The sequence below is a fragment of the uncultured Faecalicoccus sp. genome, from assembly GCF_944325745.1.
In the GTDB taxonomy this organism is placed as follows: domain Bacteria; phylum Bacillota_I; class Bacilli_A; order Erysipelotrichales; family Erysipelotrichaceae; genus Faecalicoccus.
Genome location: NZ_CALVBG010000026.1, coordinates 1 through 15494, shown reverse-complemented (window position 1 = coordinate 15494; position 15494 = coordinate 1). Strand labels below are relative to the sequence as shown.

Annotated in this window: 14 protein-coding genes and 1 tRNA gene; 5 read left to right on the top strand and 10 right to left on the bottom strand. The window is 43.9% G+C overall.

Annotated elements, in window-relative coordinates; all coding sequences use genetic code 11:
- Window positions 1–927: NAD(+) synthase (gene nadE / locus Q0J48_RS04050; protein WP_296241900.1), on the top strand; the 927-nt coding region annotated here is incomplete at its 5' end.
- Between the two features lie 17 nt (window positions 928–944).
- On the opposite strand, the gene Q0J48_RS04045 is transcribed toward nadE, so the two are convergent.
- Window positions 945–1784: a DegV family protein gene (locus Q0J48_RS04045; RefSeq protein ID WP_296241897.1), complete on the bottom strand. Its 840-nt coding sequence runs from the start codon at window positions 1782–1784 to the stop codon at window positions 945–947.
- A gap of 117 nt (window positions 1785–1901) precedes the next feature.
- Here Q0J48_RS04045 and Q0J48_RS04040 point away from each other — a divergent pair, with 117 nt between their 5' ends.
- Window positions 1902–2420, top strand: a complete 519-nt coding sequence (locus Q0J48_RS04040; protein WP_296241895.1) for a DUF1836 domain-containing protein — start codon at window positions 1902–1904, stop codon at window positions 2418–2420.
- An 8-nt stretch (window positions 2421–2428) separates the two neighbouring features.
- On the opposite strand, the gene Q0J48_RS04035 is transcribed toward Q0J48_RS04040, so the two are convergent.
- From Q0J48_RS04035 to Q0J48_RS04010, 6 genes are all read right to left on the bottom strand, one after another.
- Window positions 2429–2923 carry a nitroreductase family protein gene (locus Q0J48_RS04035; protein ID WP_296241893.1) on the bottom strand — a complete coding sequence of 165 codons (495 nt, stop codon included), beginning with the start codon at window positions 2921–2923 and terminating at the stop codon, window positions 2429–2431.
- Window positions 2923–4332: an amidophosphoribosyltransferase gene (locus tag Q0J48_RS04030; protein WP_296241891.1), complete on the bottom strand. Its 1410-nt coding sequence runs from the start codon at window positions 4330–4332 to the stop codon at window positions 2923–2925. Before Q0J48_RS04030 ends, Q0J48_RS04035 begins: the two co-directional genes overlap by 1 nt.
- Window positions 4333–4417: 85 nt before the next feature.
- Window positions 4418–4990 carry a ribosome biogenesis GTP-binding protein YihA/YsxC gene (yihA, locus tag Q0J48_RS04025; protein WP_296241889.1) on the bottom strand — a complete coding sequence of 191 codons (573 nt, stop codon included), beginning with the start codon at window positions 4988–4990 and terminating at the stop codon, window positions 4418–4420.
- Between the two features lies 1 nt (window position 4991).
- The gene (gene lon / locus Q0J48_RS04020) at window positions 4992–7295 is read right to left on the bottom strand and encodes an endopeptidase La (protein WP_296241888.1); all 2304 of its coding nucleotides are present in this window, start codon (window positions 7293–7295) and stop codon (window positions 4992–4994) included.
- 63 nt (window positions 7296–7358) lie between these two features.
- Window positions 7359–8636, bottom strand: a complete 1278-nt coding sequence (tig, locus tag Q0J48_RS04015; RefSeq protein ID WP_296241886.1) for a trigger factor — start codon at window positions 8634–8636, stop codon at window positions 7359–7361.
- Complete coding sequence (locus tag Q0J48_RS04010; protein WP_296241884.1) at window positions 8611–9360, bottom strand: DUF3196 family protein; 750 nt, start codon at window positions 9358–9360, stop codon at window positions 8611–8613. The genes tig and Q0J48_RS04010 overlap by 26 nt, the downstream gene beginning before the upstream one ends.
- 138 nt (window positions 9361–9498) lie before the next feature.
- On the opposite strand from Q0J48_RS04010, the gene Q0J48_RS04005 reads away from it, so the two are divergent.
- On the top strand, window positions 9499–10527 hold the full coding sequence (locus Q0J48_RS04005) for a TPM domain-containing protein (RefSeq protein ID WP_296241882.1): 1029 nt from the start codon (window positions 9499–9501) through the stop codon (window positions 10525–10527).
- Window positions 10528–10551: 24 nt separating this feature from the next.
- Window positions 10552–11172 (top strand): LemA family protein, encoded by a 621-nt coding sequence (locus Q0J48_RS04000; protein ID WP_296241880.1) that lies wholly within the window; start codon window positions 10552–10554, stop codon window positions 11170–11172.
- A gap of 63 nt (window positions 11173–11235) precedes the next feature.
- On the opposite strand, the gene Q0J48_RS03995 is transcribed toward Q0J48_RS04000, so the two are convergent.
- From Q0J48_RS03995 to Q0J48_RS03985, 3 genes are all read right to left on the bottom strand, one after another.
- Window positions 11236–12990, bottom strand: coding sequence for a DUF885 family protein (locus Q0J48_RS03995; protein WP_296241879.1), 1755 nt, complete (start codon window positions 12988–12990; stop codon window positions 11236–11238).
- A complete protein-coding gene (locus Q0J48_RS03990) occupies window positions 12977–14353 on the bottom strand; it encodes an MATE family efflux transporter (protein WP_296241876.1) in 1377 nt (458 codons plus the stop codon). The genes Q0J48_RS03995 and Q0J48_RS03990 overlap by 14 nt, the downstream gene beginning before the upstream one ends.
- A gap of 223 nt (window positions 14354–14576) precedes the next feature.
- Window positions 14577–14653: transfer RNA gene (locus Q0J48_RS03985), tRNA-Arg, on the bottom strand.
- 56 nt (window positions 14654–14709) lie between these two features.
- Between Q0J48_RS03985 and Q0J48_RS03980 the strand changes: the two genes are divergently transcribed.
- On the top strand, window positions 14710–15480 hold the full coding sequence (locus Q0J48_RS03980; protein ID WP_296241873.1) for an InlB B-repeat-containing protein: 771 nt from the start codon (window positions 14710–14712) through the stop codon (window positions 15478–15480).
- Window positions 15481–15494 lie beyond the last annotated feature (14 nt).

Below are 15494 nucleotides of genomic sequence, written 5' to 3'. Positions count from 1 at the left end.
GCGACCCGTCTTAAAAAGATCCATGGCTCCAGTGTCGTATTGGGAATCAGCGGCGGATTGGATTCCACTTTAGCTTTGTTGGTCTGTCATAAAGCTTTTGAAATGCTGGGGCTGGATCCCAAAGGGATCCATGCGATCACCATGCCTGGTTTTGGAACGACCAAACGTACAAAATCCAATTCCCACACGTTAATGGATCTTTTGCATGTTTCCAGTGAAGAGATCAGTATCGTACCTAGCGTAAACATGCATTTCAGCGACATCCATCAAGATCCGCAGAAACACGATATCACATACGAAAACTCCCAAGCACGCCAGCGAACGATGATCTTAATGGATCTTGCCAATCAATACAACGGCTTTGTCGTAGGAACGGGAGATCTAAGTGAATTGGCCTTAGGCTGGTGTACTTATAACGGGGATCACATGAGTATGTATGCCGTCAATGTCAGTGTCCCGAAAACACTGGTTCGCTACATCGTAGAAAGTGCAGCCTTACAGGCGCAAAAAGAGGGACAGGAAGATCTGTATCGGGTTTTGATCGATATTTGTGAGACTCCGGTCTCCCCCGAACTCTTACCGCCGGATCCCGATGGAAAGATCGCACAAAAAACCGAAGAAGTGCTGGGTTCCTATGATCTGCATGACTTCTTCTTGTATCATATGCTGCGATTCCATGAGTCTCCGGAAAAGATCTTTGCTCTTTGTCAGATTGCGTTTTCCGGCACTAATCAAGAAACGATCTTAACCGCTTTAGAAACTTTTTATTCGCGTTTCTTTACGCAACAATTCAAAAGAAACTGTATGCCCGACGGTGTCAAAGTGGGCTCGATATGCTTCTCGCCTCGAGGAGACTGGCGAATGCCAAGTGATGCCTGCCGTGATCTGTGGCTGGCACAAATACAAAAGATCCGAGAATCTCTATGATTCCCGGGTCTATTTTTTTAGATCTTGATCGTTTGAATAGCGATACAGCCAGGTCCTCCCTGAGTAATAAAGGTCGGAGACAAAGGATAGATAACGATCTTGGCTTCCGGATATTTTTCCCGCAGCATTTTTTGGGCCTCAAAAGCCAGTTCATCATTAAAAGCATGCGTAATATAGAAAGTATATGCATCGGTCACGTTGTGTTTATCTAATTCTTCCAAAATCGAACGCAGTGCTTTTTTGAACGTCCGCGTTACGGTAAATTTCACTAGAACGGTACCATCCTCTTGACGCTTCATCACCGGGATCAGTTTTAATAAGCCTCCCAATCCTGCTTCAATCTGGCGAACACGCCCTCCTCGCAATAAAAATTGAAAATCAAAAGGAATCAAAAAAGAAAGATCGGTCTCTCGGGCATTTTCTAGTTCTGCCTCGATTTCTTCTAAGGAAGCGCCTTCTTCTTTCATCTTGATTGCGCGATCGACCAAAGAACGATGCGGACCGCACAGTGTCTTTGAATTTAGAACATGGATCCTTTCTGGATGATCACATTGGCTTTTGGCGAGCAGCGCATTATCATAAGTTCCGCTTAAGCCTTGGGCCATCGTGATATCTAAGACATCGCCTTCTTGAGAAAGTCGATTATAGGTGTCGATCTTTTCGCCAATGGAAGGCTGCGATGTGCTGGGCACTTTCTTTTCCTGAATCAGCTTCAATAACTTCGTACTTGTGAGATCTTCAAAATCCCGGTAACTTTTTCCATCAATATTAACATGGAGCGGACACACGGTGATTCCCTTTTCTTCCCCTTCACGAATGGAATAAAGAGTCGATGAATCCGTAACGATCTGTAACATTCGATATCCTCCTCGTTTTTCTCTATTACTAAAGTATCATTAAGAGTTTTCAAAGTCAATACATCTAGTTTTAAAATCTAGTTTGATTGGTTTTTATCTTTATGTTAAACTTATACCATGAAAACAGTACAACAAATCAAAGAAGAACTGCTTCACTTTTCTTGCCCTAGATGGAGTGATCTGCCGGATTTTGAACTCTACATGGATCAATTGATCGCCTGTATCACAAAATATCTGGAACCTCTTTATTTTCAAGAAGAAAAGATCCTGACCAACAGCATGGTCAACAACTATGTCAAGCACAGTATCCTGGAACCGCCGATCAAAAAACATTATCACGCCAAGCATATGGCTTATTTGATCGTGGTCTGTATCTTAAAACGTGTCTTTACTCTAACCGAGATCGCGCAATTGATCGAAGTCCAAAGCCGCATGCAGAACTCCAATTATGTGGAAGCTTATGACAAATTTTCTTCCTATCTTGAAATCTATTTACACGAAGTGATGGAAAAAGGAAATCTGAATGAATTAAACCCCCGTTACCGTTCCAAAGAAGAAGAACTGATGTGTAATGTTCTTTCCAGTGTTGTGTTGAAGATCTATACCGAATATTATCTTTTATCCACAAAAAAATAATAAGGCCGTTAAAGCCTTATTATTTTTTTATCATTCCATTTGTTTTTGATCGATCCTTCTTCCCCCGGATGCCCGATGGCAAGCACCCAAAGCGGCATCAGTGAAGATGGTAAATCAATCAAATCTCGGATTTTCTCAATACGGTCGAGATTAGGATATCCTCCTAACCAGCAGCTGCCTAACCCCATCGCTTTGGCCTGGATCAAGATGTTTTCGGTAGCGGCCGCACAATCCTGCTGACAATAATCTAAGCTGGGATTGTGGTTTTGATCCGCACAGATCAAGATTGCCAAAGGGGCTGTTTCCAAAGGACCGGCATAAGGAGAAAAGTCCCGAAGAGCCTGGATCTTTGCAGGATCTTCGATCACGACAAAGACCCAAGGCTGAAGATTTCTGGCCGAAGGGGCGCTGAATCCTGCTCTCAATAAAGCTTGGATCTCTTCTTCAGTGAGTTTTTGGTCTTTAAATTGACGAATACTGCAGCGATCCAAAATGGGATCCATTACTCCTCACCGTCCCAACAATAGGTACAAAGCTTACATTTCGGCAAGCCGATCGACTCGATCATATCATCAAGACGATGATAACGGAGGGTCGTAAATTTCGAACGGCGACGGATCTCTTCGCACATCTTCTGATATCTTTCACTATCCGGATCGGCATATTCTTTTAAGATCTCTTCACTGACATTCTCTCCTTCCAGATCTTTGATCACACGGCGCGTGATCAGATCCATTTCGGAACTGGAACGTGAGAAGTTCAAATATTTACAGCCAAAGAGGATCGGCGGACAAGCCGGACGAACATGCACTTCCTTGGCACCGGACTGATACAGGAAATCCGTTGTTTCCCCTAATTGGGTTCCTCGCACGATCGAATCATCGATCAGTAACAGGCGTTTATCTTTGATCAGTTCCTGTACCGGGATCAGCTTCATTTTTGCGATCATATTGCGCTGTGCCTGGCTCGTTGGCATAAAGCTTCTTGGCCAAGTCGGCGTATACTTGATAAAAGGACGAGAGAACGGGATCTTCGTCGCATTAGAATAGCCGACTGCGTGGGCAATGCCGCTGTCAGGGACACCCGCTACACTGTCGATATCGGTATGGTCATCGCGTGTGGACAAGATCTCTCCGCAACGATTTCGCATACATTCAACATTGATTCCTTCGTATGTGCTGGTAGGATAGCCATAATAAACCCACAGGAAAGAACAGATCTTCATCGTTTCTCCAGGTTCCTGCAAGACTTCGACACCTTCCGGCGACATAAAGACGATCTCGGCTGGACCCAGATCTTTATAATGATGGTATCCCAGATTCAAGAAGGCACTGCTTTCAAACGTAGCACAATATCCTGTATCTTTTTCACCGATAATGATCGGGGTACGACCCACTTTATCACGGGCACAATAGATGCCTGTCGGTGTCAAGATCAGAAGGCTCATACTGCCATCGACAACTTCTTGAACATACTGGATTCCTTCCAGGATGCTCGCTTTTTGATTGATCAAAGCCGCAATCAGTTCCGTAGGGTTGATCCCGCCTGAACTCATCTCAAAAAAATGAGTCATTCCATTTTTGAAACACAGTTCTTTTAAATCATCCAGATTGTTGATGCGACCGACCGTCGTCAAGGCAAAACTGCCTAAATGAGAATGCACCAGCAACGGCTGGGCCTCGAAATCAGAAATACATCCAATGCCAAGATTTCCCTCAAACTGCTCCAAATCTTTATCAAATTTCGTACGGAAAGGACTGTTTTCGATATTATGGATCGCACGGCTGAAACCCGTTTGGCCATAAGTCGTCATCCCGGCACGTCTCGTTCCTAGATGAGAATGATAGTCCGTCCCAAAAAACAAATCTAAAACACAACTCTTTTTTGAAGCTACACCAAAAAATCCGCTCATGTTGATCTCCTTTTGTTTTTAAAAAAACATAGTTAAAGTGTAACACAAGAACTCCACAAAAAAAAGGCCCTCCTGGCAGAGGACCTTATAAAATTTTCTTTTGGATCGCCTGATAAACTTCGTCTAAACCAAGCTTTTCAGTGCTGCTGATGCCATAGATTTCAGAAAGAGGCAGCTGCAGTTTGGACGATAAATTTTTAAGGGCTTTGATGCGTTTGGTCTTAGGAACTTTATCGATCTTGGTAGCCACCAATAAGATCGGAATCCCTAAAGCCTTAAAATACTCGATCATATCCATATCATCATGCGTAGGATCATGACGGGCATCGACCAGTTGAATGGCCAAAGCTAAGACCTTGCGCCCGGAAAAATACTCTTCCATCAGCTCGCCCATCTTCTTCAGCATCGCTTTGGACATCTTGGCATATCCATAGCCGGGAACATCCACCAACATCCAGGCATCATCGATCTGAAAAAAGTTGATCAATCGCGTTTTTCCCGGAGTATTCCCGACATAGGCCAAACGTTTCCGATTTGTCAAAGCGTTGATAAACGAGCTCTTTCCGACATTGCTTCGGCCGACAACGACCACTTCCGGCAAAGCGGAATCGGGCCATTGTTCTTTACCGGCAGCACTGATCACAAATTCGGCTTTCATCTTACTGAACCAATGCGTGACTCAAAACTTGTTTCACATTGGAAACCGGAATAAAGGTCACGGCGTCTTTGACTTCTTGCGGCAGGTCTTCCAGATCTTTGACATTTCCTTTCGGGATCAAGATCGTATCGATACCGCTGCGATAAGCAGCCAGAGATTTCTCTTTCAATCCGCCTATCGGCAAGACATTGCCGCGCAAAGTCACTTCTCCTGTCATCGCGAGATTGGCTTTGACCGGAATATTGGAAAAACAAGATACCAAAGCGGTTGTCATCGTAACTCCGGCACTTGGACCATCCTTAGGAACCGCTCCTTCCGGAACATGCACATGAACATCCAGTTTTTCAAAATCGCTGGAATCAATATGATATTCTTTGGCATGGGCGCGAATATAATCCAGAGCAATACTGGCACTTTCTTTCATGACATCCCCCAGCTGACCTGTTAAGATCAATTTTCCATGACCATCAAATTTATTGGCTTCGATTTGAAGAATGTCACCGCCGAAGCTGGTATAGGCAAGTCCTGTTACGGTACCCACCTGATCTTTTTTCTCTTTTTTACCATAGTCGACTTTTTCGTTGCCCAGCCATTCATGGACCAATTTCTTGTTCAGAGAAATTGAACGTTTGCCATCTTTTAAGATTGCCAACACGGTTTTTCGACAAATCGTGGCAATCGTGCGTTCCAACTGACGGACACCCGCTTCCCGCGTGTAATAACGAATCAGATACAACAGCATTTTATCGCTGATCTTCAGCTGCGAAGGTTTGAGTCCATTTTCTTCCAGTTGTTTCGGCAACAAATGTCCTTTGGCAATATTGATTTTTTCAATATCCGTATAACTGCTTAATTCGATGATCTCTAAACGGTCACGCAAAGCCGGCGGGATGTTTTCCAGATAGTTGGCGGTGGCGATAAAGAGAACTTTAGAAAGATCATAGTTCTCTTCGATATAGTGATCCGAGAAGAAGGAATTCTGTTCCGGATCGAGCACTTCCAACATTGCCGAAGAAGGATCCCCTTTATAATCCGAGGCCATCTTATCGATCTCATCGATCAAGAAGACTGGATTGATGACTTCTGCCTTTTTCATTCCTTGAATAATACGTCCCGGCAAGGCGCCTAAATAGGTTCGACGATGTCCGCGGATCTCTGCTTCATCACGAACACCACCCAAGGAGATCTTCACAAAGTGACGATCTAAAGCACGAGCCACACTCTTGGCCAGCGATGTTTTCCCCACACCGGGAGGACCGACCAGGCATAAGATCGGTGCTTTCAATGAATTGGTCATCTGTTTGACAGCCAAATATTCCAAGATTCTCTCTTTGACTTTTTCTAATCCATAATGATCTTCATCCAAGATCTTCTGGGCCTCGTTGAGATCTTCGTTATCTTTGGTCTCTTGCCACCAAGGAAGATCCATCAACCAGTCAATGTATGTCTTGATGACACCCGTTTCTCCCGATGCCATCGGTAAGATCTCATAACGGCGGAGCTCTTCCAATACCTTGTTTTTGATATAGTCCGGATATGGATTTTCTTCCAAACGCTGGCGGATCTTTTCCGCATCCTGGTCTTGGGCAACGACATCGCCCAATTCTTCACGGATCGCATTCATCTTTTCGCGAAGATAATAATCCTTCTGTCCTTGATCAATGCGTTCTTTGACCGTCTGATTGATTTTTTGTTCGACTTCGGACATTTCTTTTTCTTTTTTCATGTCCTGCAAAAGCATCTCTAGACGATCGTTGATTCCTAAGGTCTCCAGATATTTCTGTTTTCTTTCCGTAGAGATTGGGAAAACTTGAATAGCCTTGTCGCTGAGCATATCGGCCCCTACGCCTTTGGACAACTCAATGACCAGCTCTTTGGAAAAGAATTTTTCGGCATTGCCCATCTCTTCAAATTCACTGGCGATCATGCGCACCAAGGCCACTTCTTCCATCTCATCTTGACGGAAACTGTTCAAAATGTCGATTTGGGCAATATCGCTCAAGCTGCCTTTTTCCCACTGATTGAGGCGGGCACGATCCAAGCCTTTGAATTTGATTCGTAAGAAATTATCAAATCGGCGAATATGGCGGATCTCACAAAGTGTTCCCACCTTATAGATATCATCCCAAGTCGGATCGTTGGTCTGCATATCGATCTGCGATACTAAAACCACTTTATCTTCATAATTGTCTTGGGCATTCTCAATTGACTTCAAGGAAGCTTCTCTTCCTACATCAATGACGATTTCCTGATCCGGGAAAAGTATGACTCCCCGAGTACAAATCAAAGGATATGTTTGACTCATTTTTAAAACCTCCTTTAACTTTTAAAAAAGACGCTACGCGCCTTTTTTTGTGAATTCATTATACTATTTTACAGAAGATTTAATCAAGTCGACCGCTTTCTGCTGCGCTAAGTCATAACGGATATTATCCGCAGAAACGATTTGTTTGATGCGATCTACATCCATGCCGTAAGTCTTAGACATGTTTTCATATTCTTTATTGATATCTTCTTCTGTAACTTCGATGCCTTCCTGTTTAACAACCGCTTCTAAGACAAGCATCGTTTTGACATTGTGCTGAGCATCTGGTTTCAGCATGTTTTTCAAATCCGCTTCCGTCTGTCCGGTTGCTTCATAATACTGTTTTGCGGTAAATCCAGACTGGCTCATCTGATTTTCGAAGTTGCGGAACAAACGATTGATCTCGTTTTCAATCATCACTTCCGGGATCTCCACTTCGGCATCTTCTGAAACTTTTGCGATCAACGCTTCTTCAAAAGCACGTTCTGCCTGTTCTTCACGGCGTTTTGTCATATCTTCTTTTGTCACTTCTTTGAATTTTTCCAAAGTATCAACGCCTTCGCGTTTCAGCTTCTGGATCAATTCATCATTTGCTTCTGGAAGTTCTTTATACTTCACATCGTGAACTGTACATTTAAAGACCGCTTCTTTTCCTGCCAGATCCGCCGCATTGTAATCTTCCGGGAACGTCACTACGACATCTTTAACATCCCCTGTCTTAACTCCGACAAGCTGATCTTCAAAGCCTGGAATAAAAGTATTCGAACCCAATTCCAACGGGTAGTTTTCGGCAGAACCGCCTTCGAAAGGAACACCGTCGATCGTACCGGCATAGTCGATCACAACCTGGTCTCCATTCTGAGAAACTTCTTCCTCTTCACGAACCACCCAGTCGGCATAGCGGTTCTGGATCCGTTTTACTTCTTCTTCGATATCTTCATCCGTTACGTTGACTTCTTCTTTATGGATATCCAATCCTTTATATTCTTTTAATGTCACTTCCGGAATCACCGTACAATGGAAGACCAAGACGGCTTTTTCATCATCGGCTTCTTTTAATTCCATCGTAGGACGAGCTACTAATTCGATCTTGGTTTCTTCGATTCCTTTTGCCAGTGCTTCATTGGCAACTTCTTCCGCTGCGAATTCATGTAAACCGGCTTTAGAGATCTGTTTGCGGATCAAAGCTTCCGGAACATGTCCCTGACGGAATCCTTTCAAGTTCATCTGTTTTTTCAAATTGTTTAGAACTTTCTTCTGAGCTTTCTGCCAGCTTTCTTTGTCGACTACGACTTCCAGTTCTCCTGTTGAATGCTCATTCAATGTCCATTTCGTTTCCATTTGAATTCTCCTTTTCTTCAATACATAATACCAAATCTGGAACTTTGTCTAACTGATGTGCTTGTACAAAGCATTGATATTCATCCATACGCATCATTGCCTGTGCCACCAAACGTACAATGGCCTTGGCCAAAGGAAGAGGCTCCTCTTCACTCAAATCAAACGGACGGCGCAATAGAACTTCCTGTTCCATCAATGCCAGACAGAAAGTTTGAAAACTGGGGTCCTCATTGGAAAACCAATCTTCAAAATATTGCGTGACCGCCTGGATTCCCTGGTCTTCTTCGACAGGCAAGATCACACTGGGAACAAATTGGATCTCTAAACCACCCTTTTCTATCGTAAACGGCGCATCGATCTTTTGTTCCATCAAATACTCGATCAATTCCCCCTTGCGTTCCTGACAGATCTTAGAATTCAAAAGATCTTGTACCTCGTCCAAATATTGGCGAAGATTCAGTGAACGTAAATAAGGAACTGCGTTTTCCTGCTGCGAAGGACTCCCGTGGATCCAGCAGATGATTTTTCCCGCATCCATCGAGGATGTCGACAAACGCAAGTGATCCCGGCACATTTCCTGATACGTTTCCAAGAGCTCTAAACAATCCTTAGGCACATAAGGAAGAGCGATCTCCTGATGAATCATATCGTACGCTTCCTGATACTGATTTCCTTCGATCTTCTTTTTGATTTCCTCAAAGAAAGACTGATAATAGGAATTCATCATACCTCCTAGCGAAACATATAAAGTTTACCATAACTGAATCTAAGAATCAATCTAAGGCAAAGGCAAAAAATAAGCGTTTTAGACCGGTTTTTTCACCCTCTGTTTCTATGATATAATCCAGGCAGAAGGACAGACATGATGAAGATACAAAACATACTCTTATCGATTCCTCTTTTTCTATTCTCTTGGAGTACTGTTACAATCCAAGCTCAGGAATCGATCTTATCCATCGATAATTACATCAACGATCATGCGGATGTGATCGATGACGATGTCGAACAGGAGCTCAATGAAATGGGAGCCCGCTTTGAAAAAGAAACAGGAAGTCAGGTTATTTTTAATATTGAGACTCGCTTAGACAATCCCGATATCCGAAAAGTAGCCTACGAAACCTTTAAACACTATGAATTAGGAGATGAAGATCTCGATAACGGTGTTCTTTTTGTCGCCAGCATCGAAGATCGTCTGCGTTATATGGAAGTGGGCCGCGGTTTAGAAGGTGTCTTGACCGACATCACCAGCCAGCATCTCCAAACCGATTATCTCGTGCCCTCATTCCAAGAAGAAAACTATACCGAAGGCATACGATCTTTATATATCCATACGATCAAAACGATTGAATCCGGGATCGAGGAAGGCAGCTTGAAAACGTCCGAGAATCAAAATGCTTCGGAAACAGCCATCGACTGGACCATCCTGATCCCGATTGGCCTGATCTTGGTCTTGATGGCCTTTGTGGCCTATCAAAGACGGATCCAGCCTTCTTCTACGATCATCTTGCAGCCAGGGGAAACAAGAGAACTTCGTGTTGCCGGCTACGACTTTTCCGAAGAGAATATCTTGATTTCCAGCCAAGATTCTCGTATTGTCAGTGTAGAACCTTCCGGTAAGATCCAAGCCCATAAAGTGGGAAGGACAAAGATCTTTTTACAAAGATTAGAATCATCCCACAAAGACTATATCAACGTTGTCGTCCGTAAAAATCACGCATCCTCATCGCAAGAGGACGATCCGGTTTTAGAAGCCTTGTTGTGGGGATCGCTTTTGTCATCCGGGCGAAAAAGACGATTTATGGGCGGCTTCCCTCATTCGGGTGGATGGGGCGGCTTCCATGGCGGAGGCGGCGGGTCCAGCCGCGGCGGAGGAGCTGGCGGAAGCTGGTAAAGAAATAGAAAAGAGGATTTAAGAATGCAGAATAAAAAATTTCCAAAATGGGGCATTGCCCTGATCATCGTCGCTGTTGTCGCTGTTTTGATTGGCGGTTTATTTGTCGCTCCCTACAACAACATGGTCTCCTTAGAAGAAAATGTATCGACAAAAGAAGCAAATATTCAGAGTTCCTTACAGTCTCGTCTGGATAAGATCAATGAACTGATGCCCAGTGTCCAAGGGTCCATGGACCATGAAAGTGAAGTCTATAAAGAGATCACGGCTTTGCGCAGCGGCATGGAGGGAGTATCGATCGATGAAGATGGCAATATGACCATCGATTCCAACGCTTCAGCCAGTGAACTTGAACAAGCGGACCAGGCATCCTCGCAGCTCTTAGATGATATCCGCATTGCAATCGAAGCCTATCCTGAATTAGGCAGCACTCAATTGATGTCAGATTTTATGACCAGCGTAGAAGGCATTGAAAACCGTCTTAGTGTCGCGCGTGAAGAATATAATGAAGCGGTGCAGGAATACAATACGACCATTCGTAAGTTTCCCAACAATCTGATTGCAGGAATGATGGGCTTTGCGTCGATCGATCCTTATGAAGCCACAGAAGAAGCCCAAGATGCCCCGCAAGTTCATTTCGATTAAAGCCCCTCAGGAGTCAAAATCTTGACTCCTTTTTTAATGAAAAAAAAGCAGCCAAACGGCTGCTTAGGCTCCGATATAAGAATCCATGTGTCTTTGAATCACATCAAAACTGGCGGCACCCGCTTCCAATAAAACGGTGTGGAAATCGAGTTCCGAAAAATCCTCTCCGGCTTTTTCTTTCGCTTGAGATCGATACAAAGCAATCTCTTCATAACCGACGTAATAAGGCTCAAAAGCACATGGTGTATACAGCAGCTGATCATACTGCTCTTGCGTCATCGATAAACCATAGGCTTCCATCTGGGCTGCACAAGTGGCATAATCCCAATTTTCATAATGGATCCCGATATCTGCCAAAATCAAGGCATCGTAAATAGAAAGCATGTATTCACTGTAGAACTTCAACATGCGGGCATCTTCATCCAAATAACGCAAAACATAGTGTTCCACATAGGTCGCATACCCTTCCTGATAAGCCGGATTTGCCAACAAAGACCAGCGGACCGGCTGATCCAAGTTTTCGTGCGTATAGTTATACTGGTACATATGCCCCGGCATCCCTTCATGACAAACCGTCATATATGTATCGATACTGGAAATGCCGTCATTCAAAGGATTGACACGCAGTTGCCCTGTCTGATCCCCATCCAAGGTCGGGATCTGATAATAGGCTGCTACCCCATTATCAGTAGCGATATCTTCTTCCATATCTTGGATCTGGTATGCTTTTTCAGAAATTTCCGGAAAATCATCCTTCATCTTCTTTTGTACATCATCTAAGATCTCTTCGTAATCTTGGTAGCCTGTATCTAAGAAATAGATTCCCATGGCGGCATCCGAAAGCTCCATGGCGGTATTGAGATGTTCCTGGCAGGCCGATGCCATCATTTCCTGGACCTCTTCCACGGAACGCATAGAACCGATTTGAGAATGCATCAGTGCGGTATAATACTCTTTCCCAGACGCAAACGAAGCCAAACCGGAAGGATGGTTTTCTCCATTTTGTTCCAGATCATCCATCGCATCCAAGATCATCTGATAGCCTTTCAAATAGGAATCTTGATATGCCGTTTCCAAATCATTTTGAAGAGATTCAGATTCTTCACCAGAAAGATCCAGTTCGTCCACTTCTTCTTTTAAAGAATCGAGGACGGAACTTTCATTCCCTTGCGAAAGGATCTGTTGGCAATACGAGCGGATCTCTTCAAAAGAAAGACAAAGCATTCCTTTTTCTTCCTGAATATACGTATAATCCAAGGCGCTTTGGACATAGTCATCCACGTCTTGCATCATCAAGATCAAATCTTCGGCATCTTGTTTGGTATATAATTCCCAATCTGAAAAAATCGTGGGAAATGAGACTTGGATCCCGGTCATCGGCGAAAACAAAGAGGCGATATAATCGAAGCGTTCATCACTGAGTTCCTGCGAAGTTTTCATCTGATAAACAAAGGTATCATACGTATCTTGTTGAGCGGAAGTCAGATCTTCATAAGAGAAACTTTCCAGTTCAGCCAGCGTCTCTTCAACCTCTGCCCGATCTTCTTCCATCGTCTTGGCATCAAAGCGTCCCCATGTCTTTTCAACGACAGAGAGGTCGACCCCTAACGAAGAAGGATCTTCCGCCAGCGAATGCATCGTATAATAATCGCCTTCTAAAGTCTCGATCAATTGCTCCTCTAAATAGGCATCAAACTCTTTTTGTTCGGCCGTCAAAGGCTCATCTTCCAGAACTTCTTTTAAATCGGATGAAGTGCATCCGCATAATGCCAGTGTTAAACAAAATCCACAAACGACAAAACTCTTATACTTTTTCATAATGCTCCACTTTCTGTAAATGATCCAAATGTCTCCATTCGCGAAGAACAAAGATCATAGAAACAACAAATGCCACAAAATCCGCAATCGGTCCGCTGTACATGATTCCATCCAATCCCAAGAAATGCGGCAAGATCAAAACCAAAGGAATAAAAAAGATCACTTGGCGCGTTAAAGATAAGATCATCCCTTTGATCGGCTTTCCAACAGCGGAAAAATAACCGGAGGATACAATTTGGATCCCGATCACACAAGTCATGATCAAAAAGGTTTTCATGAAACGGGTCGCAAACTCAAAATATAGCGCTTCCCCTGTCCCGAATAAAGACAGTATCGGTTGAGTAAACAACTGGAAACAGGCCCACCCGATCACCGACACACTCAAAGCACAACCTAATGACAGCTTCAAAGTTTGTCGAACCCGATCATATTGTCGAGCCCCATAGTTGAATCCGACAATCGGCTGTGTTCCTTGTGAGATCCCGATGATCACCGCCAACAAGATCGCGTTGACCTTCATGACAATCCCGCAGGCAGCCAGAGGGATCTCCTGACCAAACTCTGTGAACTGTCCATAGTAGACAAGCGAATTATTCAAAATCACTTGGACCAAAAGGATCGAACATTGATTGATGCAGGCGCTGATCCCAATGGCAGCCGTCTGCAAGGTCTGAGATAAAGAAAAGCGAAAATCTTTGGCATGCATATGGACTTGTTTAAAGTTTTTCAAATAGAGAGCGCCAATCACAAACGAGGCGACTTGCCCTATCACTGTGGCCCAGGCCGCGCCGGCAACCCCCATATCAAAAACGAAAATAAACGTCGGATCCAACACAGTATTGATCAAAGCGCCAATGACCATACAGAACATGGAATATTTAGGGCTTCCATCCGCTCGGATCATGTTGCTGAAAACGTTGGTCCCGATCAAAAAAGGAGCTCCCAGTGTTGTAATGGATGTATATTCCAGGGCATACGGAAGAATCTGTTCAGTCGCTCCAAATGCTTTCATCAAGGGCTGCAGAAACAAGAAGACTAAAACGACATAGAGAAGGCCTCCGATCAACATCGCCACGACCCCATTTCCGATCACATAACGCGCCTTCTGTTCTTCTTTTGCCCCTAAATACAAGGAATAACGAGAAGCCGAACCAATGCCGATCAACAAAGAAATGGCTAAAGTGATCGTTGTCAGCGGATAAGCAACATTGGTCGCCGCATTCCCTAAATATCCCACCCCTTGGCCAATAAAAATTTGATCGACGATATTATAAAGTGAACTGACCAACATGGAGATGATGCTTGGAATGGCAAAGCTTTTTAATAATTTAGATGGTTTTTCAACCCCTAATACATTCTGCATACAGTCACTCTTCTTTCTGTTCTTAAGGATAATTATACAAACCCCTGAAATTCAGTGTCAATTCTACTTTCCACTTTTCAAATTGAGGTTTCAGGATCTTGTGATGTATAATAGGAAATGAAAGTTCACACCAACCAAAAAGAAAACACTTGGAAAAACGTGAATAAAAAAACCTCTTATCACTAAGCGTCAAAGAGGTTTTGTCAGACATTCAAAATCAAAGTGGCGTCCTCGGAGGGATTCGAACCCCCGACCGTGCGCTTAGAAGGCGCATGCTCTATCCAACTGAGCTACGAGGACAGCACGATTATTATAACAAACCTAGTGTATGAATTCAACGGATGAGGGATAAGAAAATGGAAAAACCACAACAAGACCAGCGAAGGGGCTATGTCTTTATGGGCTGGTTTATCGATGAAGCGTGTACAAAAAGATTAAACCCCGGCGGGATCCTGCCGACCACGATGACACTCTACGATAAGTGGATCCCGATATGGTATAAGATCCACTATGAGTTAAATGGCGGGATGAACTCGCGCCTGAACCCCAAATATTTAAACATCGAATCGGGTGTCTTGCGCCTATATCCGGCCAGAAAACGCAATATGGCTTTTGATTACTGGACACTCAACGGAAAGCGAGTCGATGTCATCCCCGAAGATCAAGCGGAAGAAATCACTCTGGTTGCTCATTATCGGGAACTTTGTACCGTTCACTTTGAAAGCAACGGCGGCGGACGGATTGAAGATAAGACCATTGGCTCTGACGGATTGTTGAAACCGTTTCGACATCCGCTTCGGCTAGGCTATGATTTTAGTGGCTGGTATTATGATCAAGACTATACAAAGCCGTTTACATTTGATCAGAAAATCAAAGAATCTTGTACTCTCTACGCAAAATGGGATCTTGTCTATTACCGGATTCATTACGATGCCCAAGGCGGGATCGCCTCTCGTAAAAATCCTCATGTCTACACCTATCTGGATGAAGATAAGCCTTTATTGCCGGCCCAGAAAAAAGGATATGTCTTTGAAGGATGGTATGATCTTCGCGGCAACCCGATACGCTGCATTGTTTCCCACAGCATCGGTGACAAACATCTGGTCGCCCATTACCGGCCTGAATAAACAAAAAAACAGCA